At 39.1% G+C, this 26,560-nt stretch carries 26 protein-coding genes and 8 tRNA genes; 1 reads left to right on the forward strand and 33 read right to left on the reverse strand.

Annotated elements, in window-relative coordinates:
- Positions 1-27: 27 nt before the first annotated feature.
- The 18 genes from JUD45_RS03070 to rpsL all read right to left on the reverse strand — a co-directional run bounded on the left by JUD45_RS03070 (position 28) and on the right by rpsL (position 10,198).
- Positions 28-213 (reverse strand): type Z 30S ribosomal protein S14, encoded by a 186-nt coding sequence (locus JUD45_RS03070; RefSeq protein ID WP_034531514.1) that lies wholly within the window; start codon positions 211-213, stop codon positions 28-30.
- Positions 214-231: 18 nt separating this feature from the next.
- Entirely contained in the window at positions 232-774 is a 543-nt protein-coding gene (rplE, locus tag JUD45_RS03075; RefSeq protein WP_054606796.1) for a 50S ribosomal protein L5, read from the reverse strand.
- Positions 775-802: 28 nt separating this feature from the next.
- Positions 803-1,111, reverse strand: coding sequence for a 50S ribosomal protein L24 (gene rplX / locus JUD45_RS03080; RefSeq protein WP_034531511.1), 309 nt, complete (start codon positions 1,109-1,111; stop codon positions 803-805).
- A gap of 32 nt (positions 1,112-1,143) precedes the next feature.
- On the reverse strand, positions 1,144-1,512 hold the full coding sequence (gene rplN, locus JUD45_RS03085; protein ID WP_034531509.1) for a 50S ribosomal protein L14: 369 nt from the start codon (positions 1,510-1,512) through the stop codon (positions 1,144-1,146).
- Between the two features lie 52 nt (positions 1,513-1,564).
- Complete coding sequence (rpsQ, locus tag JUD45_RS03090; protein WP_138726690.1) at positions 1,565-1,825, reverse strand: 30S ribosomal protein S17; 261 nt, start codon at positions 1,823-1,825, stop codon at positions 1,565-1,567.
- A 24-nt stretch (positions 1,826-1,849) separates the two neighbouring features.
- Entirely contained in the window at positions 1,850-2,044 is a 195-nt protein-coding gene (rpmC, locus tag JUD45_RS03095) for a 50S ribosomal protein L29 (protein ID WP_034531506.1), read from the reverse strand.
- Entirely contained in the window at positions 2,034-2,468 is a 435-nt protein-coding gene (gene rplP / locus JUD45_RS03100) for a 50S ribosomal protein L16 (protein ID WP_034531505.1), read from the reverse strand. The genes rpmC and rplP overlap by 11 nt, the downstream gene beginning before the upstream one ends.
- A gap of 2 nt (positions 2,469-2,470) precedes the next feature.
- Positions 2,471-3,142 carry a 30S ribosomal protein S3 gene (gene rpsC / locus JUD45_RS03105; protein ID WP_034531504.1) on the reverse strand — a complete coding sequence of 224 codons (672 nt, stop codon included), beginning with the start codon at positions 3,140-3,142 and terminating at the stop codon, positions 2,471-2,473.
- 12 nt (positions 3,143-3,154) lie between these two features.
- Positions 3,155-3,502, reverse strand: coding sequence for a 50S ribosomal protein L22 (gene rplV, locus JUD45_RS03110; protein ID WP_034531503.1), 348 nt, complete (start codon positions 3,500-3,502; stop codon positions 3,155-3,157).
- 16 nt (positions 3,503-3,518) lie between these two features.
- Entirely contained in the window at positions 3,519-3,794 is a 276-nt protein-coding gene (gene rpsS / locus JUD45_RS03115) for a 30S ribosomal protein S19 (RefSeq protein ID WP_034531502.1), read from the reverse strand.
- A gap of 63 nt (positions 3,795-3,857) precedes the next feature.
- Complete coding sequence (gene rplB, locus JUD45_RS03120) at positions 3,858-4,697, reverse strand: 50S ribosomal protein L2 (RefSeq protein ID WP_203619683.1); 840 nt, start codon at positions 4,695-4,697, stop codon at positions 3,858-3,860.
- A 25-nt stretch (positions 4,698-4,722) separates the two neighbouring features.
- On the reverse strand, positions 4,723-5,010 hold the full coding sequence (gene rplW / locus JUD45_RS03125) for a 50S ribosomal protein L23 (RefSeq protein WP_034531498.1): 288 nt from the start codon (positions 5,008-5,010) through the stop codon (positions 4,723-4,725).
- The gene (rplD, locus tag JUD45_RS03130; protein ID WP_034531497.1) at positions 5,010-5,633 is read right to left on the reverse strand and encodes a 50S ribosomal protein L4; all 624 of its coding nucleotides are present in this window, start codon (positions 5,631-5,633) and stop codon (positions 5,010-5,012) included. The genes rplW and rplD overlap by 1 nt, the downstream gene beginning before the upstream one ends.
- Before the next feature lie 17 nt (positions 5,634-5,650).
- On the reverse strand, positions 5,651-6,286 hold the full coding sequence (gene rplC / locus JUD45_RS03135; RefSeq protein WP_034531496.1) for a 50S ribosomal protein L3: 636 nt from the start codon (positions 6,284-6,286) through the stop codon (positions 5,651-5,653).
- Between the two features lie 34 nt (positions 6,287-6,320).
- Complete coding sequence (rpsJ, locus tag JUD45_RS03140) at positions 6,321-6,629, reverse strand: 30S ribosomal protein S10 (RefSeq protein ID WP_034531495.1); 309 nt, start codon at positions 6,627-6,629, stop codon at positions 6,321-6,323.
- Between the two features lie 445 nt (positions 6,630-7,074).
- On the reverse strand, positions 7,075-9,165 hold the full coding sequence (gene fusA, locus JUD45_RS03145) for an elongation factor G (protein ID WP_034531494.1): 2,091 nt from the start codon (positions 9,163-9,165) through the stop codon (positions 7,075-7,077).
- A 108-nt stretch (positions 9,166-9,273) separates the two neighbouring features.
- Positions 9,274-9,744, reverse strand: a complete 471-nt coding sequence (rpsG, locus tag JUD45_RS03150) for a 30S ribosomal protein S7 (protein ID WP_034531493.1) — start codon at positions 9,742-9,744, stop codon at positions 9,274-9,276.
- A 40-nt stretch (positions 9,745-9,784) separates the two neighbouring features.
- Positions 9,785-10,198 (reverse strand): 30S ribosomal protein S12, encoded by a 414-nt coding sequence (gene rpsL / locus JUD45_RS03155; protein WP_034531492.1) that lies wholly within the window; start codon positions 10,196-10,198, stop codon positions 9,785-9,787.
- Positions 10,199-10,370: 172 nt separating this feature from the next.
- On the opposite strand from rpsL, the gene JUD45_RS07085 reads away from it, so the two are divergent.
- The gene (locus JUD45_RS07085) at positions 10,371-11,030 is read left to right on the forward strand and encodes a prepilin peptidase (protein ID WP_034531491.1); all 660 of its coding nucleotides are present in this window, start codon (positions 10,371-10,373) and stop codon (positions 11,028-11,030) included.
- Positions 11,031-11,068: 38 nt separating this feature from the next.
- On the opposite strand, the gene rpoC is transcribed toward JUD45_RS07085, so the two are convergent.
- The 15 genes from rpoC to JUD45_RS03235 form a co-directional block, all read right to left on the reverse strand.
- The gene (gene rpoC / locus JUD45_RS03165) at positions 11,069-14,731 is read right to left on the reverse strand and encodes a DNA-directed RNA polymerase subunit beta' (RefSeq protein ID WP_203619684.1); all 3,663 of its coding nucleotides are present in this window, start codon (positions 14,729-14,731) and stop codon (positions 11,069-11,071) included.
- A 17-nt stretch (positions 14,732-14,748) separates the two neighbouring features.
- Positions 14,749-18,357, reverse strand: a complete 3,609-nt coding sequence (gene rpoB, locus JUD45_RS03170) for a DNA-directed RNA polymerase subunit beta (RefSeq protein ID WP_034531489.1) — start codon at positions 18,355-18,357, stop codon at positions 14,749-14,751.
- Between the two features lie 267 nt (positions 18,358-18,624).
- Positions 18,625-21,123, reverse strand: a complete 2,499-nt coding sequence (locus JUD45_RS03175; protein WP_034531488.1) for an ATP-dependent Clp protease ATP-binding subunit — start codon at positions 21,121-21,123, stop codon at positions 18,625-18,627.
- Between the two features lie 15 nt (positions 21,124-21,138).
- Positions 21,139-21,606, reverse strand: coding sequence for a CtsR family transcriptional regulator (locus JUD45_RS03180; RefSeq protein ID WP_034531487.1), 468 nt, complete (start codon positions 21,604-21,606; stop codon positions 21,139-21,141).
- Positions 21,607-21,738: 132 nt separating this feature from the next.
- Positions 21,739-21,812, reverse strand: a tRNA-Pro gene (locus JUD45_RS03185).
- A 12-nt stretch (positions 21,813-21,824) separates the two neighbouring features.
- Positions 21,825-21,898: transfer RNA gene (locus JUD45_RS03190), tRNA-Arg, on the reverse strand.
- A gap of 24 nt (positions 21,899-21,922) precedes the next feature.
- Positions 21,923-22,008, reverse strand: a tRNA-Leu gene (locus tag JUD45_RS03195).
- A 13-nt stretch (positions 22,009-22,021) separates the two neighbouring features.
- A tRNA-Gly gene (locus tag JUD45_RS03200) sits at positions 22,022-22,093 on the reverse strand.
- A gap of 4 nt (positions 22,094-22,097) precedes the next feature.
- Positions 22,098-22,171 (reverse strand) — tRNA-Thr (locus tag JUD45_RS03205).
- Positions 22,172-22,192: 21 nt separating this feature from the next.
- Positions 22,193-22,276: transfer RNA gene (locus JUD45_RS03210), tRNA-Leu, on the reverse strand.
- A gap of 35 nt (positions 22,277-22,311) precedes the next feature.
- Positions 22,312-22,384 (reverse strand) — tRNA-Lys (locus JUD45_RS03215).
- Positions 22,385-22,387: 3 nt separating this feature from the next.
- Positions 22,388-22,460, reverse strand: a tRNA-Val gene (locus JUD45_RS03220).
- A 232-nt stretch (positions 22,461-22,692) separates the two neighbouring features.
- The gene (serS, locus tag JUD45_RS03225; RefSeq protein ID WP_138726365.1) at positions 22,693-23,976 is read right to left on the reverse strand and encodes a serine--tRNA ligase; all 1,284 of its coding nucleotides are present in this window, start codon (positions 23,974-23,976) and stop codon (positions 22,693-22,695) included.
- 277 nt (positions 23,977-24,253) lie between these two features.
- The gene (locus JUD45_RS03230; RefSeq protein WP_053791941.1) at positions 24,254-24,895 is read right to left on the reverse strand and encodes a deoxynucleoside kinase; all 642 of its coding nucleotides are present in this window, start codon (positions 24,893-24,895) and stop codon (positions 24,254-24,256) included.
- A gap of 117 nt (positions 24,896-25,012) precedes the next feature.
- Entirely contained in the window at positions 25,013-26,473 is a 1,461-nt protein-coding gene (locus tag JUD45_RS03235) for an amino acid permease (protein ID WP_138726367.1), read from the reverse strand.
- Positions 26,474-26,560: the final 87 nt, after the last annotated feature.

The following is a 26,560-nucleotide window of genomic DNA, read 5'->3' on the forward strand; positions in this document are numbered from 1 at the left end:
AGACCTCCTATCTAATTATAGTTAATTTTACCAACTTGCCTTCTTCATACCAGGGATTTGGCCTTTGTGCGCAAGATCTCTGATGCATAGACGGCATAAATGAAACTTCTTGTAAACTGAATGAGGTCTACCACAGCGTTCACAACGAGTGTAATTTCTTGTTGAGAATTTAGCAGGACGTTCACTTTTTACAACTAATGCTTTTCTAGCCATATTATTTATACCCTCCTATTATTTTGCAAATGGCATACCGAATTGAGTTAACAATTCTTTGGATTCTTCGTCAGTGTTAGCAGTTGTAACAATAACGATGTCTAATCCACGTACACGGTTAACGTTATCGTAGTTAATTTCTGGGAAAATTAATTGTTCACGAATACCTAGAGTGTAGTTACCACGACCGTCGAATGAACGGTTGTTAACACCATGGAAGTCACGAACACGTGGTAATGAAACGTTAACTAACTTGTCTAAGAAGTCATACATACGTTCACCACGTAGAGTAACTTTGGCACCAATTGACATACCTTCACGTAAACGGAAGCCGGCGATTGATTTCTTAGCCTTAGTTACTAGAGGTTTTTGACCAGAAATTAGAGTTAATTCTGAAACAGCTTCGTCTAAATTCTTAGCGTTAGTAACAGCGTCACCAACACCCATGTTTAGAACGATCTTTTCAATTTTTGGAGCTTGCATAACTGAAGAGTAGTTAAACTTTTCAACTAATGCTTTTGTAATTTCATTTTTGTACTTATCTTGTAAACGGTTTGACATGGAAAGGTATCCTCCTTTCAATTAAATTTTAATCGATTGATTTGTTTGATTTTTTAGAAATACGAACTTTCTTACCATTTTCAATTTTGAATCCAACCTTAGTTGGTTCGTTAGTTGATGGGTCAATTAACATAACGTTTGAAACATGAATTGGAGCTTCAACTTCATTAATGCCACCTTGTGGGTTAGCTTGTGAAGCTTTTTGATGTTTCTTAACAATGTTAATGCCTTCAACGATTACGCGATCTTTTGAAGCGATAGTCTTGGTAACAGTACCTTCTTTACCTTTATCCTTACCACTAATAACGCGAACTTTGTCACCGGTTTTAATAAACATTTCTTGGCACCTCCTTGGTTGACATTGATTAATTAAAGTACTTCAGGGGCTAGAGAAACGATCTTCATGAATTCGTTGTCACGTAGTTCACGTGCAACTGGTCCGAAAATACGAGTTCCCTTTGGACTTTTATCATCTTGAACAAGTACGGCAGCATTTTCATCGAAACGGATGTATGAACCATCTGCACGACGTGATACTGACTTAGTTCTTACGATTACAGCCTTAACAACGTCACCCTTTTTGACAACGCCACCTGGTGTTGCTTGTTTAACAGTAGCAACAATGATATCACCGATACCTGCATATCTTCTGCTTGATCCACCTAAAACTTTAATAGTTAAAAGTTCACGAGCACCTGAGTTATCAGCAACTTTCAAACGACTTTCTTGTTGAATCATTAGCTAATACCCTCCTTCCGGTATTTACTCAGAATACGATAAAATTCTTATGTTAGATAATAACAGCTTTTTCAACGATATTAACTAGACGGAAATTCTTAGTAGCTGATAGCTTACGTGTTTCCATAATTTCTACAACATCGCCTAACTTAGCTTCATTGTTTTCATCATGAGCTTTGTACTTCTTTGAGTACTTAACACGTTTTCCGTAAGTAGGATGTGTTTTGTAAGTTTCAACAACAACAGTAATGGTTTTGTCCATCTTGTCTGAAACAACACGGCCTCTGTAGACCTTACGCATATTACGTTCCATATTACATTGACCTCCTATCGTATTCTATTTGTTTAGTTCTTGTTGACGCAAAGCAGTTTTGATACGTGCAATGTTCTTACGAACTTGCTTCAATCTTGCAGTGTTTTCCAATTGACCAGTAGCTAATTGAAAACGAAGGTTGAATAGTTCTTCTTTATAGCTTTGTTCTTTTTCATGCATTTGAGCAGTGGTTAGTTCATTAATTTCTTTAGCCTTCATTTGATTCGCCACCTACTTCCTCACGTTTAATAATCTTTGTTCGAACAGGAAGTTTAGCTGAAGCTAAACGTAAAGCTTCTAGAGCAACTTCTTCAGAAACTCCACCAACTTCGAATAGGACTTTTCCACGTTTAACTGGAGCAACCCATCCTGCTGGAGAACCTTTACCATTACCCATACGAACCCCTACACCTTTTTCAGTGTATGACTTGTGAGGGAAAATCTTAATCCAAACTTTCCCACCACGCTTCATATGTCTTGTCATAGCAATACGACAAGCTTCGATTTGACGGTTAGTGATCCAATGTGAATCGATTGATTGTAAACCAAATTCACCGAATGAAACAGTGTTTCCACCCTTTGAATGACCACGTAACTTACCACGGTGTTCACGACGGAACTTAACACGTTTTGGTACTAGCATGTTTATTTCCCTCCTTTATCGTTTTCTTGAGCATCGTTAACTGCTTGTGGTAAAACTTCACCACGGTAGATCCAAGTTTTTACACCAATTGATCCGTAAGTAGTGTGAGCTTCTTCCCAAGCGTAGTCGATGTCTGCTCTTAGTGTATGCAATGGAACAGTTCCTTCAGCGTATGCTTCCACACGTGACATATCTGCACCATTTAGACGACCAGCAACTTGAGTTTTGATACCCTTAGCACCGGCACGACGAGAGCGTTGCATTGATTGACGCATTGCACGACGGAATGCTACACGGCCTTCCAATTGACGAGCAATGTTTTCACCAACAAGTTTTGCATCTAAATCAGGTTTCTTGATTTCGATGATGTTGATGTGAACTCTCTTACCTGTTAAATTGTTTAATTCTTTACGAAGATTTTCGACTTCTGATCCGCCTTTACCGATAACCATACCTGGTTTAGCAGTGTGAATTGAAACGTTAACACGCTTTGCAGCACGTTCGATAACAACTCTTGATACGGAAGCGTCAGCGAGTCTCTTACTAATGTATTCACGGATTTTTAGGTCTTCGTTAAGATCGTTAGCAAAGTCAGCTTTTTCAGCGTACCATTTTGCGTCCCAATCGCGAATAACTCCGACACGTAATCCAGTAGGATTTACTTTTTGACCCACGGCTAATCCCTCCTATTTTTCTGATACTACAACTGTGATATGACTAGTACGTTTGTTGATTGGAGAAGCAGAACCTTTTGCTCTTGGACGGAAACGTTTTAAAGTTGGTCCTTCGTTAACAAAAACTTCGCTTACTACCAAGTCTTCACGATCTAAATCAAAATTATTTTCTGCATTTGCTACAGCTGACATTAAAACTTTTGAAACAACTGGTGAAGCTCCTCTTGGAGTGAACTTCAAGATTGCAGCTGCTTCTGAAACGCTTTTACCTCTAATAAGATCAACTACAAGGCGGACCTTACGTGCGGCAATGCGAACAGTTCTAGCAGTAGCTTTTGCTGATGTAACTTGTTCAGCCATTTGTTATCCTCCTTGCTTAAACAGTTTTCTTATCGTCGTTTCCATGTCCATGGAAAGTACGAGTTGGTACGAATTCACCTAGTTTGTGACCTACCATATCTTCTTGAATATAAACTGGAACGTTCTTTCTTCCATCATAAACAGCGATAGTGTAGCCAATGAAACTAGGGAAGATTGTTGAACGACGTGACCATGTCTTGATTACGTCTTTCTTGTCTTGGTCTTTTTGAGCATCAATTTTCTTTAAAAGATGCTTATCGGCAAAAGGTCCCTTTTTTAAACTACGAGACATTATGAAACCTCCTCTTCAAAATCAGTATAGGGAAGTGTATACCCGAAGGTATAACTTAGTTTATTACATCTTTGATCCCTTACGACGGCGAACGATGAACTTGTTGGAACGAGCATTCTTACTACGAGTTTTCTTACCAACAGTCTTCTTGTGCCATGGTGATAATGGTGATGGGTAACCAACTGGAGCTTTACCTTCACCACCACCATGAGGGTGATCGTTAGGGTTCATTACAGAACCACGAACGTGTGGACGTTGGCCCTTGTAACGGTTACGACCAGCTTTACCAATGTTAACTAATGAGTGTTCTTCGTTACCAATGCTACCAATAGTTGCACGGTTAACTGAAAGAATCATACGAACTTCACCTGATGCTAGACGAACTAGTACGTATTTTCCTTCCTTACCCAATAGTTGAGCTGAAGTACCAGCAGAACGAACTAGTTGTCCACCCTTACCTGGTTTTAATTCGATATTGTGAATAACAGTACCTACAGGGATATCCTTCAATGCTAATGCATTACCTGGTTTGATGTCAGCGTTTGGTCCTGATTGAACCTTGTCGCCAACTTTTAGACCCTTAGGTGCTAGAATGTATGACTTGATACCGTCAGTGTAAACAACTAACGCAATGTTAGCAGTACGGTTTGGATCGTATTCGATAGTCTTAACGATACCATCAACGTCGTCATGGTTACGCTTGAAATCAATAATACGGTATTGATTCTTGTTACCACCACCACGGTGACGAACAGTCATATGACCATAGTTGTTACGACCAGCAGTGTGTGACTTAGGAGCCAATAATGACTTTTCAGGTTTTGAAGTAGTCAAAACACTGTAGTCAATGCTAGTCATGTTACGACGACCATTACTGGTTGCCTTGTATTTTTTAATAGCCACGGTGTTTTCCTCCTAAATTGATATTTTATTTATTGCTAAATAAGTTAATTTCTTTTGAATCGTTTGATAAAGTAACAATAGCCTTACGACGCTTCTTAGTGTAACCTGAGAAACGACCTTGGCGCTTTAGCTTACCTTTAAGATTCATAATATTTACATTTGCAACTTTAACATCAAAGATGTCTTGAATTGCGTTCTTCACTTGTGTTTTAGTTGCTCGTAAGTCAACATCAAAAGTGTATTTCTTTTCGTCCATCATAGCAGTTGATTGTTCTGTAATAACGGGACGTAGGATAATATCACGTGATTCCATTATGCGAGCACCTCCTCTACTTGAGAAAGAGCAGCCTTTGTGATGACAATCTTGTCACTGTTTACAACGCTCAATGTGTTTAAACCTTTAGCTGAAACGATTTCAACGTTCTTTAGGTTACGAGCTGATAATACAGCGTTCTTGTTGTCTTCTTCCAAGACTACTAATGTCTTAGTTGAAGCATTTAGCTTGTTTAGTGCTTCTGAGAAGTCTTTAGTCTTAGGAGCATCGAAGCTTAATGAGTCAACAACTACGAAGTTGTCGTTAGCAACCTTTTCTGATAGAACAGACTTGATAGCTAGACGGCTAACCTTCTTTGGTAAGTGGTAGCTGTATGAACGAGGAGTTGGTCCGAAGACAATTCCACCCCCACGCCATTGTGGTGAACGGATTGAACCTTGACGAGCACGTCCAGTACCCTTTTGACGCCATGGCTTCTTACCACCACCTCTAACAGCGCTTCTGTTCTTTACAGCGTGTGTACCTTGGCGCATTGATGCTCTTTGCATCAAAACAACGTCAAATACAACACTGTCGTTTTGTTCGATAGCAAAGATTTCATCGTTTAATTCAACGTTTCCGTTCTTGCTACCATCTTGTTTGTATAATGCTACGCTTGTCATTTATGGTTCCTCCTTTCTTATTTTTGTGATCCGCGAGCTGCAGATTTAACAGTTAAGAATGACTTGTTGGCACCAGGAACGTTACCCTTAATTAGGATTACGTTGTTGTCAACGTCAGCCTTAACTACTTCAAGATTTTGAATAGTAACTTGCTTGTTACCCATTCTACCTGGTAATTTCATACCCTTAGTAACACGGTTGATAATTACACCAAGTGAACCAGGACGACGGTGGTATCTAGAACCGTGAGTTTCAGGACCTCTAGCTTGACCATCCTTATGAATGTTACCTTGGTAACCATGACCCTTTGTGATACCTGTTACATCTACGATGTCACCGGCTTCAAAAATGTCTGCCTTGATTTCGTCTGCTACATTGTAATCGCTAAGCTCAACATCTCTGATTTCTTTAATGAAGCGCTTAGGATTTGTATTTGCTTTTGCTACATGACCTTTTTCTGGTTTGTTACTTAAAACATCACGTTTGTCTTCGTAACCAAGTTGGATAGCGTTGTATCCATCAGTTTCAGTTGATTTAGTTTGTAGAACAACGTTTGGAGTTACATCTACAACAGTAACTGGTACTAATTCACCGTTTTCAGTGAAAACTTGAGTCATTCCGACTTTTCTACCTAAGATTCCTTTTCTGGTCATGAGTACACCTCCGATATATTGTAATTTTGATTAATTATAGTTTAATTTCGATATCAACACCGCTTGGTAAATCAAGCTTCATTAGTGAATCAACTGTTTTTGGTGTTGGGTTTAAGATGTCGATAAGACGCTTGTGAGTCAACATTTCAAATTGTTCACGTGACTTCTTGAACTTATGTGGTGAAGCTAGAACAGTATAAACAGTTCTATCTGTTGGCAATGGAATTGGACCAGAAACACTAGCACCAGTTCTTTGCGCAGTAGCCACAATCTTTTCAGCTGATTGATCTAAAGTACGGTGTTCATATGCCTTTAAACGGATACGAATCTTTTGCTTTGCCATTATTTTCCCTCCTCGTCTGTATTTTAAATACGACTAACTCCGTGGAAATTACCGGCGCACCCTTCATGACAAAGTGGCCGGGTGTGTCGCAACCTCCCACATCAACGCTTTTCTCATATCTGCTTGAGAGCATACTAACCCCTCGAACAGGTACTTGTATATAATACTAGATTTCCTGCGGTGTTTCAAGGGTTTTCACTCATTTTGTTAAAATTATTTTTAAATTTTTTATTCAAATTTTTTCAAAAAAATTGAAACTTTTTTATTTTTTCTTCCATATTATATTTATTTGATCAAAAAATAATTTATTAAATTAAATAACAAATTTCAAAAAATATTATCAAATTTATTCTTTATCTATATTTATAGAAGAAATTCCCCTTTTTTATGTACAAAAAAAAGAAGCGTTGAAATTAATCAACACTTCTTAATTTAGAAACACTAATTACTTGTTTCCACCGTTCTTTTCAATAATTTCTTCTTGAACTGCGGCTGGAACTGGTGAGTAGTGATCGAATGTCATTGAGAAAGTACCTCTACCTTGAGATGCTGAACGCAATGTAGTTGCGTAACCGAACATTTCTGATAGTGGAACCATAGCATGGATTAGTTGAGCTTTGTTTCTAACTTCCATACCATCAACGTTACCACGACGTGCAGTAACTTGTCCCATAACATCACCCATGTATTCTTCTGGAACCACGATATCAACTTTCATGATTGGTTCTAGGATAACTGGGCCAGCTGACTTAGCAGCATTTCTTAATGCTAATGATGCAGCAACCTTAAATGCAGCTTCTGATGAATCGACATCATGGTAACTACCATCATATAACTTAGCCTTAACATCAATCAATGGGTAACCAGCAAGAACACCGTTTGCCATTGATTCTTTTAGACCTTGTTCAACTGAAGGAATGTATTCACGAGGAACAACCCCACCAACGATAGCATTTTCGAATTCGAAACCTTTACCAGTTTCATTTGGAGTAAATTCAATCCAAACGTCACCATATTGACCTTTACCACCAGATTGACGAACGAATTTACCTTGAGCCTTAGTTGGCTTAGTAAATGCTTCTCTGTAGGCAACTTGTGGTTGACCAATAGTAGCTTCAACCTTGAATTCACGTTTCATACGGTCAACGATGATGTTCAAGTGAAGTTCACCCATTCCGGCGATAATAGTTTCACCAGTTTCGTTATCAGTTTCAGCCTTAAATGTAGGATCTTCTTCTGATAGCTTTTGTAGAGCAATGTTCATCTTGTCTTGGTCAGCCTTAGTCTTAGGTTCAACAGACACAGAAATAACTGGATCTGGGAATACCATTGATTCTAGGTGTAATGGGTGCTTTTGATCAGTTAGTGAGTCACCAGTAGTGGTGTTCTTCAAACCGATAGCGGCAGCGATATCACCAGAGAATACTTCTGGGATTTCAGTTCTATCATTTGAGTGCATTTGTAGTAAACGACCAACACGTTCACGTTTGTCCTTAGTTGCGTTAAGAACGTATGAACCTGATTCTAGAGTACCTTGGTATACACGAATGAAAGTTAAACGACCAACAAATGGGTCAGTTGCAACCTTAAATGCTAGGGCAGCAAATGGCTTGTTGTCATCAGCTTTAAGTTCAACATCTTCACCTGATTCAGGATCAGTAGCCTTGTATGGACGAACATCAAGTGGTGATGGTAAGAAGTCCAATACGGCGTCCATTAACATTTGGATACCCTTGTTCTTAAATGCTGAACCAGCTAATACTGGGTAGTATTCTAGATTAAGAGTACCTTGACGGATGGCAGCCTTGATTTCAGGTACAGAAATTTCTTCACCTTCAAGGTATTTTTCCATAATTCCGTCGTTGATGTCAGCAAGTGATTCAATTAAGTTAGCACGTGCTTCATCAGCTTTTTCCTTGTATTCGTCAGGAATATCAACGATATCGTAGTTTGAACCATTTTCATCTAGATCGTAGATGTATGCTTTCATTTCTACTAAGTCGATAACACCTTGGAAAGTGTCTTCCTTACCGATAGGAATTTGGATAGCGTGTGCGTTAGCATCTAGACGTTCGTGTAGAGATTCTACAGAAGCTTCGAAGTCAGCACCTAGCTTATCCATCTTGTTAGCGAATACGATACGAGGAACTTCGTATTCTGAAGCTTGACGCCAAACAGTTTCTGTTTGAGGTTCAACCCCAGCAGCAGCATCCAAGATAGTAATTGAACCATCTAGAACACGTAGTGAACGTTCAACTTCGGCAGTGAAGTCCACGTGTCCTGGTGTATCGATGATGTTGATACGAGTATCTTTCCAACGTGCAGTAGTAGCAGCTGAAGTGATAGTGATACCACGTTCTTGTTCTTGTACCATCCAGTCCATTTGTGAAGCACCATCATGAGTTTCACCAATTTTGTGGATTCTACCAGTGTAGTACAAGATACGTTCAGTAGCAGTAGTCTTACCGGCATCAATATGAGCAGTGATACCGATATTACGAGTTTTTTCTAATGGGAATTCACGTTTGTTAGCCATTATAAAAAGTTTCTCCTCTCAAAAATAAATCTCTTTTGTAAAAAAGTGGCTAATATAATAACACATTAGCCACTCAATTAAATGTACAAATAAGTTTGTACGTTTATTTTACCAACGGTAGTGAGCAAATGCACGGTTAGCTTCTGCCATCTTATGAGTGTCTTCACGTTTCTTAACTGAAGCACCTGTGTTGTTAGCAGCATCCATAAGTTCACGACCTAGGCGTTCAACCATTGTGTGTTCACCACGTAGACGTGCGTAGTTTACGATCCAACGTAAACCTAGAGTAACACGACGGTCAGGACGTACTTCGATAGGAACTTGGTAGTTTGATCCACCAACACGACGAGCCTTAACTTCTAGTACAGGCATAACGTTGTTCATAGCTTCTTCGAATACGTCAACTGGGTCATTTCCAGTTTCTTTCTTAATAAGATCAAATGCACCATATAAAATTTCTGATGCAGTTCCTCTCTTACCATCTAACATCAAACGGTTAATTAAGCTTGAAACCAATTTTGAGTTGTAGATTGGATCAGGAAGAACTTCACGTTTTTGAACATTTCCTTTTCTTGGCATTTAAAAATCCTCCTTGTTTTCTTATAGCGGAATAAATGTTTTAGTCTTTAGGCTTCTTAGTACCGTATTTTGAACGACCTTGACGACGGTCAGCAACACCGGCAGTATCTAGAGCACCACGAACGATGTGGTAACGTACCCCAGGTAAATCCTTAACACGACCACCACGAATTAAAACAACACTATGTTCTTGAAGGTTGTGACCAATACCAGGAATGTATGCAGTAACTTCAATCAAGTTTGAAAGTCTAACACGGGCGTACTTACGTAGAGCTGAGTTAGGCTTCTTTGGAGTCATAGTACCAACACGGGTAGCTACTCCACGTTTTTGAGGAGCAGGGTTGTTAGTTTGCTTCTTCTTGTAACTGTTGTACCCATGGTTTAAAGCTGGGGCTTTTGATTTAGAACTTCTAGAATGACGACCTTTACGTACTAATTGGTTAATAGTAGGCATCTAAAAATTCCTCCTTCCAATAAAATTTATTTTTAAGTCCACACATCCAGGTGGTTCTTTTTTATGTAAAAGTTCACCGGATGAATAAGCACTTAATAATATTATCACGACGTCTCATTTGTGTCAATGAAACTTAGGATTTCTTTCGTAAATAATATTGGAGGTTTTAAATATGTTTTTATTCATTTTATTTATCCTGGGTTCTTCCTTTGGATCGTTTCTTACTGCCCTATTCTATCGACTAGAGCATCAAGAAAGTCTGGTCGGATTTTCCCATTGTGATGTCTGCAAACACCGACTAGAAGTGATTGATTTAATCCCTATCTTCTCTTATCTACTTAATCATGGTAGATGCAGGTACTGTCATAAGACCTACTCAAGTTTATCGTTTGTAAACGAAGTGTTCTTAAGTACAATCTTTCCATTAATATTTATTGAAACCAGAAGTATGCTGCCATTGCTTATCATTGTCTATCTTTTCTACTTAAGTCTAGAAGATATGCACAAGCAAATGGTTTCAAGTATTATTTTACACTCACTGCTATTAATTGTTTTTGTTATCACTCTTCCCTTCTCTAGAATTTTGATATTAATGCCGATTTATTTTTTCTTCTATCTTTTAAACTACAACTATCATTTTATTGGTGAAGCAGATATCGATCTATTTGCAATTTTGTTTCTGTTAATCGGTAACCATATTCTATTAATCATCTTTGTTGCTAGTATGTTTGCCTTAGTCGCCTATCCGTTTATCAAACAAGTCAGCGGAAAAATCCCGTTCATTCCATTTATATATCTATCATATTTGATGTTTCTATGTATAAAAAAATAGCAACCGCTATTCAGCGATTGCTATTTTTGAGTTGTAAATTATTGGTTATTTACGTCTTCTTCATTCATACGTTTTTCAATTTGGCTAATTGAGTAAACGTCGTTTGAATCAACTTTTGGTGATTCTTGTTCTTCAACTTTAGCGTTGATTTCACCGTAAGTCTTCATTCCAGTACCAGCTGGAATTAGCTTACCAATAATAACATTTTCCTTAAGACCAACTAATGGATCGTTCTTTCCACGGATAGCAGCATCTGTTAGAACACGAGTAGTTTCTTGGAATGATGCAGCTGATAAGAAACTGTTAGTTTCTAGGGCAGCCTTAGTAATACCTAAGATAACTGGACGTGCAGTTGCTGGAATCTTACCAGAAATAACTGCGTCAGCATTAGCTTCCTTAAAGTCGTTAATATCCATTAAAGTACCCGGTAGAACTTCAGTGTCACCTGAGTCCATGATTCTTACCTTACGTAGCATTTGACGAACCATGATTTCGGCATGCTTATCACTAACTTCTACCCCTTGCATACGGTAAGTCTTTTGAACTTCACTTAGCAAGTATACTTCAGTTGATAGTGAGTCACGAACCTTGATTAGTTCCTTAGGATCAATTGAACCTTCGTTAATAGCTTGTCCACGACGGATGAAGTCACCTTCAGCCACGTTCATACGAGCATTAATTGGAACCTTGTAAGTTCTAGTGTCGGCGTCACCTTTAACAGTAACTTCCTTCACTCTTTCAGCAGGGTTTTCTTCAATTAGAGATACAGTACCTGTAACTTCAGTAATTTCTGCTTTACCTTTAGGGTTTCTAGCTTCGAAGATTTCTTGAACACGAGGAAGACCTTGTGTGATATCGGCGTTACCAGCAACCCCACCGGTATGGAAGTTACGCATAGTTAATTGAGTACCAGGTTCACCAATTGATTGAGCAGCAACAGTACCAACTGCTTCACCAACTTCTACAGGTGAACCAGTAGCTAAGTTACGACCGTAACATTTTTCACAAACCCCGTGAACTGTGTTACAAGTGAATGCTGAACGAATTTCAACTTCTTCAATTCCAGCAGCTTCAATTGCTTCAGCTTCAGGTTCGTTAATCATTTGGTTATGCTTAACAATTACTTCACCAGTTTCTGGGTTCTTAACTGTCTTCATAGCATATCTACCAATGATTCTGTCGTATAGAGGTTCAATCATTTCGTTACCTTGCTTCAATGCAGCAACGATAACTCCACGGTCAGTGTTACAATCTTCTTCTCTGATAATAACGTCTTGAGCCACATCAACTAGACGACGAGTTAAGTAACCTGAGTTGGCAGTCTTCAAGGCAGTATCAGTCATACCCTTACGGGCACCGTGGGTAGAAATAAACATTTCAAGAACTGATAGACCTTCACGGAAGTTAGCAGTGATAGGTAGTTCCATGATTTCACCATTAGGTGCGGCCATCAAACCACGCATACCAGCTAATTGAGTAAAGTTAGAGATGTTACCACGGGCACCAGAGTCACTCATCATAAAGATAGGGTTTTGAGGATCAAAGTTCTTCAACAAGTCGTTTTGAATTTCATCCTTAGCATCACTCCAGATACCGATAACTCTTTCGTAACGTTCTTGGTCAGTAATTAAACCACGACGGAATTGTTTTGTAACGTTTTCAACTTTTTTGTGTGAATCAGCAATAATTTGAGGTTTTGACTTAAGGTCAGTAACGTCAGTGATACCAACAGTTAAACCTGACTTAGTTGATTCGTTGTAACCTAAGTCCTTCATTCTATCTAGTAGTTGTGAAGTTTCAGTTACCTTGTATTGCTTGTAAACTTCAGCAATGATGTCTGATAAGAAACCTTTCTTGAAGGCACCGTTTAGAGGAGCATTCTTCAAGTGTTCATGGATATCTTCACCAGGTTCTAGGAAGAAACTGTCAGATAAGTGACCATGTAGGTTAGTATCAGTTGGTTCGTTCAAGTATTGGAATGTCTTTGGAAGAATACCGTTGAAGATAATCTTACCAATAGTTGTTACCAAAATCTTGTCCTTTTGTTCGTCAGTGAATGGTTTTTCACTCATTGATGAAACGGCAATACCAACACGAGTATGCCAGTGAGTTAAACCACTTTGGTATGAAAGTCTTGCTTCTTCAGGTGTGTTGAAGATCATACCTTCACCTTCACGGCCTTCTTCTTCCATAGTTAGGTAGTAGTTACCAATAACCATATCTTGAGAAGGAGCAACGATTGGGTTTCCATCACGAGGGGCAAGAATATGAGTAGCAGCTAGCATCAATAGTCTTGATTCAGCTTGTGCTTCGTCTGATAAAGGAACGTGGATGGCCATTTGGTCACCATCAAAATCGGCGTTGTAAGCTTCACAAGCTAATGGGTGAAGACGCATTGATTTACCTGAAACCAATACTGGTTCGAATGCTTGAATACCTAATCTATGCAATGTAGGTGCACGGTTAAGTAATACTGGATGTTCCTTAATTACGTCATCCAATACATCGAATACTTCTTCATCTTTACGTTCGATTTGACGTTTAGCAGACTTAATGTTCGAAGCACTACCACGTTTTACAAGTTCTTTCATAATGAAAGGCTTGAATAATTCCATGGCCATTGGAACTGGAAGTCCCATTTGGTTGAACTTCAAGAATGGTCCAACATCAATAACAGAACGACCAGAGTAGTCAACACGCTTACCAAGTAAGTTTTGTCTGAAACGACCTTGCTTACCTTTAAGCATGTGTGATAGTGACTTAAGTGGACGGTTACCAGGACCGGCAACAGGACGACCACGACGACCATTATCGATTAAAGCATCAACAGCTTCTTGTAGCATACGTTTTTCGTTTTGAACGATGATACCAGGAGCATGTAGATCTAATAATCTCTTTAGACGGTTATTTCTGTTAATAACACGACGGTACAAGTCATTTAAGTCAGAAGTGGCGAAACGGCCACCTTCTAGTTGTACCATTGGTCTTAAGTCAGGTGGAATAACTGGAATTGCTTCCATTACCATCCATGACAAGTCATTACCTGATTGTAGGAAGGCTTCTAGAATATCTAGACGTCTAACCGCTCTAACACGCTTTTGACCAGTAGCCTTCTTTAGTTCATCTTTTAGTTCAGCAACTTCTTTATTGATATCAACATTGTTCAATAAAGTTCTAATTGCTTCAGCACCAATCTTAGCTTCAAAACGGTTACCGTATTCAAGTTTCTTTTCACGGTAATCTTGTTCTGAGATTAGTTGCTTGTTTTCTAGTGGAGTATCACCAGGATCTGTAACAACGTATGAAGCAAAGTAGATAATTTCTTCCAAAGCACGTGGGCTCATGTCTAATACAAGACCCATACGACTTGGAATTCCTTTGAAGTACCAAATGTGAGTTACTGGAGCAGCTAATTCAATGTGACCCATACGTTCACGACGTACTTTAGCACGTGTAACTTCTACTCCACAACGATCACAGACGATACCCTTGTATCTAATACGTTTATATTTACCACAAGCACATTCCCAATCCTTTGTAGGACCGAAAATTCTTTCGTCGAATAGACCATCTTTTTCTGGTTTTAAAGTTCTGTAGTTGATAGTTTCTGGCTTTTTAACTTCACCAAATGACCAACTACGAATTTTATCAGAAGAAGCTAATCCAATTTGCATGCTTGAAAATTTGTTTACATCGACCAATGGATAGTCCCCTTTCTTTATTCCTTAAAGTTGGTGTTTGCTTTGTCGTCTTGTTCAGACTTTTCTTCATCTTTGTCTTCTTGTTCTTTCTTTTGCTTTTCAGCTAGTTTGCTTAAAGCATCAACGTTAACAACACCGTCGTCTTCTTCGCTGTCTAAGTCACGAAGTTCGATTTCTTGGTTGTCTTCGTTAAGAACCTTCATGTCTAATCCAAGAGCTTGAAGTTCTTTTACAAGAACACGGAATGATTCAGGAACACCTGGCTTAGGAATTGGTTCACCCTTAACAATAGCTTCGTATGTCTTAACACGACCAACAACGTCATCTGACTTGTAAGTCAAGATTTCTTGTAGTGTGTATGCGGCACCATAAGCTTCTAGGGCCCAAACTTCCATTTCACCAAAACGTTGTCCACCAAATTGTGCTTTACCACCAAGTGGTTGTTGAGTAACTAGTGAGTAAGGTCCAATTGAACGAGCATGGATCTTATCGTCAACCATGTGAGCAAGTTTCAAGTAGTGCATTACACCAACTGCAACACGTTTATCAAATGGTTCACCGGTTCTACCATCGTAAACAATTGACTTACCGTCTGAAGCCATACCAGCTTCCTTAACAGCGTCCCAGATATCTGAATCACGAGCACCATCGAATACCGGAGTACTTACGTGGATACCTAGTTTTCTAGCAGCCATACCTAAGTGTAATTCAAGAACTTGTCCAATGTTCATACGTGAAGGCACACCCATGGGACTCAATAGAATATCAATTGGAGTACCATCTGGTAAGTAAGGCATATCTTCTTCAGGAATAACAATGGAAACAGTACCCTTGTTACCGTGACGACCAGACATCTTGTCCCCTACTTGGATCTTACGTTTTTGAGCAATGTAAACTCGAACCATCTTGTTTACACCTGGTGCTAATTCATCACCATTTTCTCTAGTGAAGACCTTAACGTCTTGAACGATACCGCCACCACCGTGAGGTACACGTAGTGAAGTATCACGGACTTCTCTAGACTTTTCACCGAAGATAGCATGTAGTAAACGTTCTTCAGCTGATAATTCTGTTACACCCTTAGGAGTAACCTTACCAACTAAGATGTCACCATCATGTACTTCAGCACCAATTCTGATAGTTCCTTCTTCGTCAAGGTTTCTTAAAGCGTCTTCCCCAACGTTAGGAATTTCTCTAGTCATTTCTTCAGGTCCAAGTTTGGTATCTCTAGTTTCTGATTCGTATTCTTCAATATGAATTGAAGTGTATACATCTTCACGAACTAATCTTTCTGAAATACCAATGGCATCTTCGAAGTTGTAACCTTGCCAAGTCATGAACGCAACAACTGGGTTTTGACCTAAAGCAAGTTCTCCGTTTTCCATTGAAGGACCGTCAGCTAGAATTTCATCAGCGTCAACCTTGTCATTTACACGAACAATTGGACGTTGGTTGTAGTTCTTACCACCGTTTGAACGTTGGAACTTCATTAGCTTGTAAGTATCTAATGAACCGTCTTCTCTTCTAACACGTACTTCGTCAGCGTCAACGTATTCAACAGTACCTGGGTGTTTACAGATTAAAGCAACACCAGAGTCATGAGCTGCCTTGTATTCGATACCAGTACCAACTAGTGGTGCATGTGGATTAACCAAAGGAACAGCTTGACGTTGCATGTTGGCACCCATCAAGGCACGGTTGGAGTCATCGTTTTCCAAGAAAGGAATACATGCAGTGGCAACTGAAACTACTTGCTTAGGAGAAACGTCCATGTAGTCAACGTTTTCAATCTTAGTTTCAATATTATTTGACTTGTATCTAGCCATAACAACATCGTTCTTGAATGATCCGTCTTCATTTAATGGAGAGTTAGCTTGAGCAACTACGAAGTTATCTTCTTCGTCAGCTGATAAGTAATCAATCTTATCAGTTACTTTGTGAGTATCCCATGATACACGACGGTAAGGTGTTTCCACGAAACCGTACTTGTTAACCTTAGAATAACTTGAAAGTGAGTTAATCAAACCAATGTTAGGACCTTCAGGAGTTTCAATTGGACAAATACGACCATAGTGAGTGTAGTGAACGTCACGAACTTCGTATCCGGCACGGTCTCTGGTCAAACCACCAGGTCCCAATGCAGATAGACGACGTTTATGAGTTAATTCACCCAATGGGTTAGTTTGGTCCATGAATTGTGACAATTGTGATGAACCAAAGAATTCCTTAATTGAAGCTACTACAGGACGAATGTTGATTAATTGTTGTGGAGTAACAGTAGTAGTGTCTTGAATTGACATACGTTCTCTTACTACACGTTCCATTCTTGCTAGACCAATTCTGAATTGGTTTTGTAGTAATTCACCAACAGAACGGATACGACGGTTACCTAAATGGTCAATATCATCAGGTTCACCAATTCCTTCTTGCAAGTTGAAGAAGTAGTTGATAGCAGAAATGATATCTGCTGGAGTGATGTGATGGTAATCCAATGAGATGTTGTCGTTTCCAATCATGTTAACAACATGATCTGGGTCTTTTTCTGATTGTACTTTGATGATTTGTACAGTCATTGGTTCTGGAACAACTGATTGTTCTGAAGGGTTGAAAGTGTATGCCTTGAAGTCTTCGCGGTCCAAGTATGGAGCTAATTCCTTCATGACATTCTTATCAATTACAGTACCCTTCTTAGCAATAATTTCACCAGTATCTGGATCAGCTAAAGTTTCAGCAAGGGTTAATCCTAGTAAACGAGTCTTTAGGCTTAACTTGTTGTTAGTCTTGTATCTACCAACAGGAGCCATGTCGTAACGTTTTGGATCGAAGAAACGAGTAGTCAATAGGCTACGAGATGAATCAGCAGTCTTAGGTTCACCCGGACGTAGACGTTCGTAAATGTCCTTTAATGCTTCTTCAACACGTGAATCTTCTGTGTCTTTGTGGACATCTTTTTCAAGAGTCAATGAAAGACTATCATTGCTACCCAAAATTTGAGTAATTTCGTCATCTGAACCGAAACCTAATGCACGAACTAGTTCAGTAATTGGTAGCTTTCTAGTTCTATCAATACGAACGTATGATAAGTTCTTTGCGTCAGTTTCGAATTCCATCCATGCACCACGGTTAGGAATTACAGTAGTACCATAGCTGATACGTCCATTTTTATCTTCTTCTTTGTGGAAGAATACACCAGGAGAACGAACTAATTGTGAAACAATTACACGTTCTGCCCCGTTAATAATGAAAGTACCTTGATCAGTCATCAATGGGAAATCGCCAAAGAATACATCTTGGGTCTTAATTTCACCAGTTTCATGATTGGTCAATTTCAATGTGATATGAAGTGGAGCTGAGTAGTTAGCCTCATGATCTCTTGCTTCATTAACAGTGTACTTAGGTTCTAATAATTGGTAATCAACGAATTCTAAGGATAGTTTTCCTTGGAAATCATCAATTGGCATAATGCTGTTAAACATTTCACGCAAACCTTCATCTAAGAACCACTTGTATGAATCGGTTTGAATTTCAATTAAATTAGGTAAATCAAGAACTTCCTTGATTTGAGAGTAACTTCTACGAATACGGTGTTTACCATATTTAACTAAATGTCCTGCCAAGTTCTTCACCCCTCCAAAAATTTCTACGTAAGTGAAATATTACAATTGTGTTACAAATGCATTTTTTTACCCTTTTTTTCTAAAAATGAGCAAAAAAAAACCAAAATAAGCAATTCAAATTGAAGCTTATTTTTGGTTAATATAGGCGTGTCTGACGGACAATAGATCGCCGACACACATTTCACTTCGTAGTTATATATTTAGTATGATACTCTCGAAGGTATATAAAGTCAAGATTTAGACAATAAAAAAAGAGGGATAATTCCCTCTTTTTTATTATGCCTTAACGGCCTCTTTTTTAGTAATTGTAATCTTGCCTTTAGATGCTCCGATTGAAACGTCATCCCCTGGTTTAATTTCACCAGAAAGAATTTCTTCAGAAACTTTATCTTCGACATCGTTTTGCAATGCACGACGAATTGGACGTGCACCGTATTCAGGATTGAAACCATTCTTAGCAATCAATTCGATTGCTGCTGGAGTCATCTTCACATTGATACCTAAGTCGTGAACTCGTTTCAATAAATCGTTAGACATTAATTTAACAATTTCTTGAACTTGTTTTTCGTTTAGTTCGTGGAAGATGATTGTTTCATCGATACGGTTTAAGAATTCTGGTCTGAAGAATCTCTTCATTTGTTCTTCGACTGTCTTTCTCATTAGCTTGTAGCTTTCGTCGTCATGATCTAGTTCTGCACCAAAACCAACGGTCTTCTTATCACGTAGGGTTCTAGCACCTAGGTTAGAAGTCATGATTAGGACAGTGTTTCTAAAGTCAACATGTCTACCTTTAGAATCTGTTAGGTATCCATCATCTAATACTTGTAGTAACAAGTTGAAGACATCTGGATGAGCCTTTTCTACTTCATCGAATAAGACAACTGAGTATGGATGTTGTCTTACCTTTTCGGTCAATTGGCCACCTTCGTCGTATCCAACGTATCCTGGAGCTGAACCAACCATTCGAGAAGCGGATTCCTTTTGCATGTATTCTGACATATCAATTCTGATAATGTCGTCCTTTGAACCAAACATTTCTTCAGCTAAGTCCTTAGCTAATTCAGTCTTACCAACACCGGTAGGTCCTAAGAAGATGAATGAACCAATTGGTCTGTTTGGATCCTTGATACCACTTCTAGCACGTCTGATTGCACGTGATACGGCAGAAACGGCTTCGTTTTGACCAATAATCTTCTTGTGTAGGATTGATTCTAGGTTAACCAAACGCTTGCTGTCAGCCTTAGTCATCTTAGTTACTGGAACACCAGTCCATTCTGAGACAACCTTAGCGACATCTTCACCGGTTTCTTCGATATCGAAGTTGTGGTCTTCTTGACGTTGCTTTTTGATATCAGCGGTTTCTTGACGCTTAGTCTTTAGTTCTTCTTGTAGTTCTTGTTCCTTTTGACGAAGTGAAACGGCATCTTCGAAGCGTTGTTCTTCGATGGCGCTTTCCATTTGAGTACTGTATTCGTTGATCTTGTTTTCTAGTTCTTCTAATGGATTATTTTCGTCTAAGTTGTTAATTCTAACCATTGCGGCAGCTTCATCCATCAAGTCGATTGCCTTATCAGGTAGGAAACGGTTGCTGATGTATCTGCTTGATAAATCAACAGCCTTTTCGATCGCGTCATCGGTAATCTTTACTTGGTGGTGGCTTTCGTACTTAGGACGAATGCCCTTTAGGATTTCGACAGCTTCATCTCTAGTAGGTTCATCAACTGAAACAGTTGCAAATCTTCTAGCTAATGCACCGTCTTTTTCGATGTACTTTTGGTATTCATCCAAAGTAGTAGCACCGATTGTTTGAAGATCTCCTCTAGCAAGTGCTGGCTTTAGGATGTTAGAAGCATCGATAGCTCCTTCAGCACCACCGGCACCCATTAGAGTGTGTAGTTCGTCAATGAATAGGATTACGTTACCCACTGACTTGATTTCACTGATAATCTTCATTAGACGTTTTTCAAACTCACCACGGTACTTAGTACCAGCAACTAGAGTTCCCATTTCAAGCATCATGATACGCTTGTTTTGCATGTCTTCTGGAACTTGTCTGTGAGCAACCTTTAATGCCAAACCTTCAACAACGGCAGTCTTACCTACCCCTGCTTCCCCGATTAGCACTGGGTTGTTCTTAGTACGACGACTAAGAATTTGAATTACACGTTTGATAACATCGTCTCTACCAATAGTAGGATCGATTAGACCATCCTTGGCTGACTTAGTTAGGTCAGTGGCAAGTGAGTCTAATGTAGGAGTAGTTCCGTTGTTACGAGCTGCTCTACTTCCTGGTAGTGGAATGTTCTTTGAGTTTGAACTTGAATCACCTGGGAATCCCATCTTACGTAATAGTACCTTCTTTACATCGTTTACTTCGACCACGTTTAGCGCCACTAGAATTCTAGCAGCTAAAGTGTCTGGAGTATCTAGGATGGCAAGTAATAAGTGTTCTGTTCCTATCTTAATTGCACCGTATTTCTTCGCAATTTGGCCAGATAAGGTCAAGATTGCTTCAGCCTTAGGTGAGTATGGTAGGTATGTGTCCTTGTCTGAATCGGTTAGGTTACCGTATCCAACCAAGATTTCCATTTCGCCTTTAATATCATCTTCGTGAACGTCGCATTGCTTTAAGGCTGACTTTGCGATGCCGTTATCTTCCATTGATAAAGCTAGTAATAAGTGTTCTGTCCCAATTCCTTGGTGGCCAAACACTTTGGCTTGTTCTTGTGCCAAAATCAATACGTTCTTTGCGCTTGGAGTAAAAATGTTATCCATATCGTGCCTCACTTTCTAGCTTTTGTATCTTAAATGATCAAGTATTGCTACCATTATATTCGCTCTAATCTCATTTTCAAGTAGTTTGTTGCCAACGGCTAGTGTCTGCTTGTTAATAGATGCTAACACTAAATCGGCTTCATTGTCAGTAATTAGATTATTTAACACCAAAGTGTTGATAATTGCCTTACCTTCACGTTGTGTTAAACCGTCGCCAATGGCATTAATCAGCGTATCTAAAATATCTATATTATCAAGAAGCTTAACCTTTTCAATGCGGATGTATCCACCGCCACCACGCTTACTTTCAACTACATATCCATTTTGAATGGTAAACCTAGTCTTAATAACGTAGTTAATTTGTGATGGAACAACATCGAAATGGCTGGCAATATCAGATCTACTTATTTCGACTCTCTCGTCTTCAGCAATCATTTCCTTTAAATACTTCTCAATAATATCTGAAATATTTTTACCCTGCATAATACCACCTCTTTCTCTGACTAATTCTGACTATAATTATACGGACTTATATAGAAAATGCAAAGATTTTTAACGATTTAGGAAAACAAAAAAGAGAAAACAAATTAATGTTTTCTCTTTTACTTTATATTATCGGGAAGACAGGATTCGAACCTGCGACCCCCTGGTCCCAAACCAGGTGCTCTACCAAGCTGAGCTACTTCCCGAAAATAAAGAAATGCACCCAGTAGGAGTCGAACCTACAACCTTCTGATTCGTAGTCAGACACTCTATCCAGTTGCGCTATGGGTGCATAATAGTATTAAATTATTTAAAATGCCGAGGACCGGGATCGAACCGGTACGGTTATCACTAACCGCAGGATTTTAAGTCCTGTGCGTCTGCCAATTCCGCCACCCCGGCAGAACTATGCAAAAGCGGAAGACGGGATTCGAACCCGCGACCCCCACCATGGCAAGGTGATGTTCTACCACTGAACTACTTCCGCATAATGCCGACTAGATGATTCGAACACCCGACCTCTTCATTACTAGTGAAGCGCTCTAGCCAACTGAGCTAAGTCGGCAGCAATTATGCAAATTGCAAATGCGGGCGAAGGGATTCGAACCCCCACTTCCATAAGGAAACTAGAACCTAAATCTAGCGCGTCTGCCAGTTCCGCCACGCCCGCATGATTATATTAAAATGTATATGGCATAGAGCCAATGAGCCGTGGCAGGTTCGAACTGCCGACCCTCTGATTAAAAGTCAGATGCTCTACCGGCTGAGCTAACGGCTCATATGGAGGATACAGGGCTCGAACCTGTGACCTCCTGCTTGTAAGGCAGATGCTCTCCCAACTGAGCTAATCCTCCATGAGGTCTTTCAAGTTATCTCTTAACAAGACAACTATTTAATAATATCATTTCCAACAATCAATGTCAACAAGAAATTTTACTTAATTGTTGATATGACTTGCTTCTGAGCCGTTCTCTTTAACTCAACAAAAAACATTATATCTAAATTTCGTCCGTCTGTCTACCCCCTTTTTCAAAAAAATAAAAAAGCGACAATCTTTCGATTATCGCTTTAATAGAAACTATTCAATTAGTCTTCTTTTTCAATCTTAGTCTTACCACCCATGTATGGTTGTAGTACTTCTGGAATGTTGATTGATCCATCTTCATTTTGGAAGTTTTCTAAGATAGCAGCTACCGTTCTACCAACGGCTAAACCAGAACCGTTTAGAGTGTGAACGTATTGTAGCTTACCGTTTTCATCCCTGTATTGGATGTGTGCACGACGTGCTTGGAAGTCTGTTGTGTTTGAACAACTTGAGATTTCACGGTAACGACCTTGGGCTGGCATCCATACTTCGATGTCATGAGTCATTGCCGCTGTGAAACTCATGTCACTAGTAGTTAGTGTGATTACGTGGTAAGGAATACCCAACATCTTCAATAGGTCTTCGGCATGAGCAGTGATACTTTCTAGTGCATCCCATGATTGTTCAGGCTTAGTGAATTGAACCATTTCAACCTTGTTAAATTGGTGTAAACGAATTAAACCTCTAGTATCTCTTCCGGCACTTCCGGCTTCTGATCTAAATGCTGGTGATAATGCAGTGAACTTAACTGGTAGCTTGTCTGCATCCATTACTTCGTCTCTGTAGTAGTTTACCAATGGTACTTCAGCTGTAGGAATCATTGTTAAATCACTGTCAGCAATTTCGAAACCGGCTTTTGTTTCCTTAAACTTAGGGAATTGACCAGTACCAAACATTGAAGCTGAGTTAACCATGTATGGTGGTAACACTTCTTTGTAGCCTGCTTTTGCGTTTTGATCTAAGTAGAAGTTGTAGATGGCACGTTCTAGTTGTGCACCTGCACCCATGTAGTAGACAAAACGGCTACCGGCAACCTTAGCACTTGCTTCGAAGTCTAAGATGCCAAGCTTTTCACCTAAGTCCCAGTGATGCTTTGGTTCGAAGTCAAAATTACGAGGTTCACCGTATTTTCTTAGTTCAACGGCACCTTCTTCAGTCAAACTTACAGGAACATCATCAGCCGGAATGTTTGGTAAGTGTGCAGCTAAGTCTTGTTGATCTTGTTCAACCTTTTCAAGTCGTTCATCTAGTTCCTTAACTTCCTTACCTACTTGTTGCATTTCAGCGATTGCGTCAGAAGCGTCTTCCTTGTTACGCTTTGCTTCAGCAATTTTCTTTGATACATCGTTCTTTTTAGCTTTTAATCCTTCACTTTTTACGATTAGTTCACGACGTTTTTCATCGTATCCTAATAGTTCATCGATTGTTTCAGCTTTGATATTTCTAGTAGCTAACTTTTCCTTTACCCAGTCAGCGTTTTGACGAATCATTTTCATATCTAGCATAGTAAATACCTCCAATTTTGCAAATAAAAAAGAAGACCTCCATCCATTGGGACGAAGGTCTTCTTTTCGCGGTACCACCCAAGTTCTTAGCACATGCTAAACACTCGTTTGGAGATAACGGTCACCTGCCGTGTAGCATTACCTACCCGCTTTTGCGTATGCCGGAATTTCGACTTGCAATTCACACCAACCATTGCATCTCTTTGTTGTCTACTTAAAAACATACCTTGCGTTTATTTGTTAAATCAATAATATTATAAAAAAAGGTGATTGGCAACTATTTTAAGTTCAATTCAGCAATTTTTTCGTCAATTTGTTTTAGAACTGCTGCTAGGTCTTCATCGTTTTCGATAAAGTCAAACTTATCACCATCGATTTGCATCTTAGGAGACAAGTCATAGTTGTCATACCAGTCGTTGTATCGACTATTTAAGTCTTGGTAATAATTGTATAGTTCCGGATCTTTATCAACTTGTTCATAACTTCTACCACGTTTTTTGATTCGTTTTAACATGGTATCAAATGAAATGTTAATGTGGATTAATAGATCTGGGTTCTTTTGGTTCAATGAACCAGGAATTTCTTCCATCATGTTTTCCAGCAACGAATCGTAAATGTCAGCTTCAGTTGAAGTGGCACGTTTCATATCAGCATTCAATCTAAATAGTAATGAATCTTCGTAGATTGAACGGTCCATCACACTTAACTTTTCGTTGTGGGCCTTTTCAATATTGTTCAAACGGGTATTTAAGAAGTAGATTTGCAATAAGAATGCATACTTCTTAGGATCCTTGTAAAACAATGGAAGAATTTCGTTATCGTCCACTGATTCATAATACCCAGTTGAATCAAGATGAGCAGATAGGATCTTAGTTAAAGAGGTTTTTCCGGCTCCAATGGTTCCAGCAAGTACTATCATAATAATCTCCTTAATTTCATTTTCTAATATACTATTTTAATACATTCAGTTCGTTTTGAATATGAAGAAATTAATGGCAAACAAAAAAGATGCCGTTAAAACGGCATCTTCATTATATTATTTTTCTTCTTCGTCTCTTAAATCAGAAGGAGATACATCAACCTTGTCTAGAGGAATTAGATGTGTCTTGTGCTTAATCTTGTAACCAATGTATAGGATTAATACAAGTGGTACTGAGATATAAGTAATTCCGATTTGTTCCCAATCCCAGTTAGCAAATGAGGTTACGTTTTGACCACAGATAACTAGGATACATAGAATCAAAGTGATGATTGGTCCAATTGGGAACCAAGTAGCATGGTACTTCAATTCATCTAGTGAATGACCTTGTTTGATGAAAGCTCTTCTGAAACGGTAATGTGATAAAGCAATCCCAACCCATGCGATAAAACCAGTTAGACCAGAAGCGGCAACTAACCATAGGTAAATTTGTGGACCTTCAATACTTGTAATAAAAGTAAGCAACGAAATTACAGTAGTAACAGTCAACGCTAGAACTGGAATGCCGTGACGATTAGTCTTTCCCAATAGTCTTGGAGCAAATCCTTGGTGAGCCATTGAGTAAAGCATTCTAGTAGATGCATACATTCCAGAGTTAGCTGATGAAATAACTGAAGTTAAGATAACAGCATTCATAACGGAAGCAGCTGCTGCTAGACCCGCTCGTTTGAATACGATTGTAAATGGACTAATTGCAACATCGGTAGCACTTGAACCTAATAGATCAGGACTAGTGTAAGGAATAATTGCACCAATTACAAAGATTGCTAGGATGTAGAATAAGATAATTCTCCAGAAAACATCCTTGATAGCACGTGGAACGGCTTCCCTTGGGTTATCCGATTCACCAGCAGTAATCCCAACCAATTCAGTCCCTTGGAATGAGAAACCAGCGACAACGAATACCGCTAAAATCATTGGGAAACCACCAACAAATGGCGCTTGCTTGTAAGTGAAGTTAGATAAACCAATGTAGTGGCCACCCATGATACCAAAGATAGTAAGAACACCAACGGCTAGGAAGATAAAGATTGTAATAACCTTAATCAATGACATCCAGAATTCTGTTTCACCAAATGACTTAACAGATAGTGCGTTAACACAAAGGATTAGCGCTAATGTAATCGCACTGAAAATCCAACCTGGCATGTGTGGTAACCAGAACTTCATTACTAGGGCTGCTGTTGAAATATCAACGGCAACGGTAATGGCCCAGTTGAACCAGTAGTTCCAACCCATGGCAAATCCAAGTGCTGGATCAACATACTTACCTGCGTATGCTGCGAATGAACCAGAAATAGGTGTGTTGGTTGCCATTTCACCTAAACTAGTCATTAAGAAGTAAACCATTAGTCCCATTAATAAGTATGCAACTAATGCTCCACCGGGTCCAGCTTGACTAATAACTGAACCAGAGGCAACGAATAGACCAGTACCGATTGAACCACCTAAGGCAATCATAGATACGTGTCTAGTCTTTAGACCTCTTTTTACATGATTATTTGAGTTTTCACTCATAGTGTATTTCACCCTCTATAAAAATTTCTAAGAGGTGCCGATAATAACTAAAAAAGTCTCTTCCTGTAAACACAAGAAGAGACCATA

The organism is Apilactobacillus nanyangensis, from assembly GCF_016861915.1.
Lineage (GTDB): Bacteria > Bacillota > Bacilli > Lactobacillales > Lactobacillaceae > Apilactobacillus > Apilactobacillus nanyangensis.

What these genes read in the sequence shown, in the direction of transcription:
- JUD45_RS03070 (WP_034531514.1), bottom strand. Translation starts at nt 213, where the DNA reads ATGGCTAGAAAAGCATTAGTTGTAAAAAGTGAACGTCCTGCTAAATTC.
- rplE (WP_054606796.1), bottom strand. Translation starts at nt 774, where the DNA reads ATGTCAAACCGTTTACAAGATAAGTACAAAAATGAAATTACAAAAGCA.
- rplX (WP_034531511.1), bottom strand. Translation starts at nt 1,111, where the DNA reads ATGTTTATTAAAACCGGTGACAAAGTTCGCGTTATTAGTGGTAAGGAT.
- rplN (WP_034531509.1), bottom strand. Translation starts at nt 1,512, where the DNA reads ATGATTCAACAAGAAAGTCGTTTGAAAGTTGCTGATAACTCAGGTGCT.
- rpsQ (WP_138726690.1), bottom strand. Translation starts at nt 1,825, where the DNA reads ATGGAACGTAATATGCGTAAGGTCTACAGAGGCCGTGTTGTTTCAGAC.
- rpmC (WP_034531506.1), bottom strand. Translation starts at nt 2,044, where the DNA reads ATGAAGGCTAAAGAAATTAATGAACTAACCACTGCTCAAATGCATGAA.
- rplP (WP_034531505.1), bottom strand. Translation starts at nt 2,468, where the DNA reads ATGCTAGTACCAAAACGTGTTAAGTTCCGTCGTGAACACCGTGGTAAG.
- rplV (WP_034531503.1), bottom strand. Translation starts at nt 3,502, where the DNA reads ATGGCTGAACAAGTTACATCAGCAAAAGCTACTGCTAGAACTGTTCGC.
- rpsS (WP_034531502.1), bottom strand. Translation starts at nt 3,794, where the DNA reads ATGTCTCGTAGTTTAAAAAAGGGACCTTTTGCCGATAAGCATCTTTTA.
- rplW (WP_034531498.1), bottom strand. Translation starts at nt 5,010, where the DNA reads ATGGAATCACGTGATATTATCCTACGTCCCGTTATTACAGAACAATCA.
- rplD (WP_034531497.1), bottom strand. Translation starts at nt 5,633, where the DNA reads ATGACAAGCGTAGCATTATACAAACAAGATGGTAGCAAGAACGGAAAC.
- rplC (WP_034531496.1), bottom strand. Translation starts at nt 6,286, where the DNA reads ATGACCAGAAAAGGAATCTTAGGTAGAAAAGTCGGAATGACTCAAGTT.
- rpsJ (WP_034531495.1), bottom strand. Translation starts at nt 6,629, where the DNA reads ATGGCAAAGCAAAAGATTCGTATCCGTTTAAAGGCATATGAACACCGT.
- fusA (WP_034531494.1), bottom strand. Translation starts at nt 9,165, where the DNA reads ATGGCTAACAAACGTGAATTCCCATTAGAAAAAACTCGTAATATCGGT.
- rpsG (WP_034531493.1), bottom strand. Translation starts at nt 9,744, where the DNA reads ATGCCAAGAAAAGGAAATGTTCAAAAACGTGAAGTTCTTCCTGATCCA.
- rpsL (WP_034531492.1), bottom strand. Translation starts at nt 10,198, where the DNA reads ATGCCTACTATTAACCAATTAGTACGTAAAGGTCGTCATTCTAGAAGT.
- JUD45_RS07085 (WP_034531491.1), top strand. Translation starts at nt 10,371, where the DNA reads ATGTTTTTATTCATTTTATTTATCCTGGGTTCTTCCTTTGGATCGTTT.
- JUD45_RS03175 (WP_034531488.1), bottom strand. Translation starts at nt 21,123, where the DNA reads ATGGATAACATTTTTACTCCAAGCGCAAAGAACGTATTGATTTTGGCA.
- JUD45_RS03180 (WP_034531487.1), bottom strand. Translation starts at nt 21,606, where the DNA reads ATGCAGGGTAAAAATATTTCAGATATTATTGAGAAGTATTTAAAGGAA.
- serS (WP_138726365.1), bottom strand. Translation starts at nt 23,976, where the DNA reads ATGCTAGATATGAAAATGATTCGTCAAAACGCTGACTGGGTAAAGGAA.
- JUD45_RS03230 (WP_053791941.1), bottom strand. Translation starts at nt 24,895, where the DNA reads ATGATAGTACTTGCTGGAACCATTGGAGCCGGAAAAACCTCTTTAACT.
- JUD45_RS03235 (WP_138726367.1), bottom strand. Translation starts at nt 26,473, where the DNA reads ATGAGTGAAAACTCAAATAATCATGTAAAAAGAGGTCTAAAGACTAGA.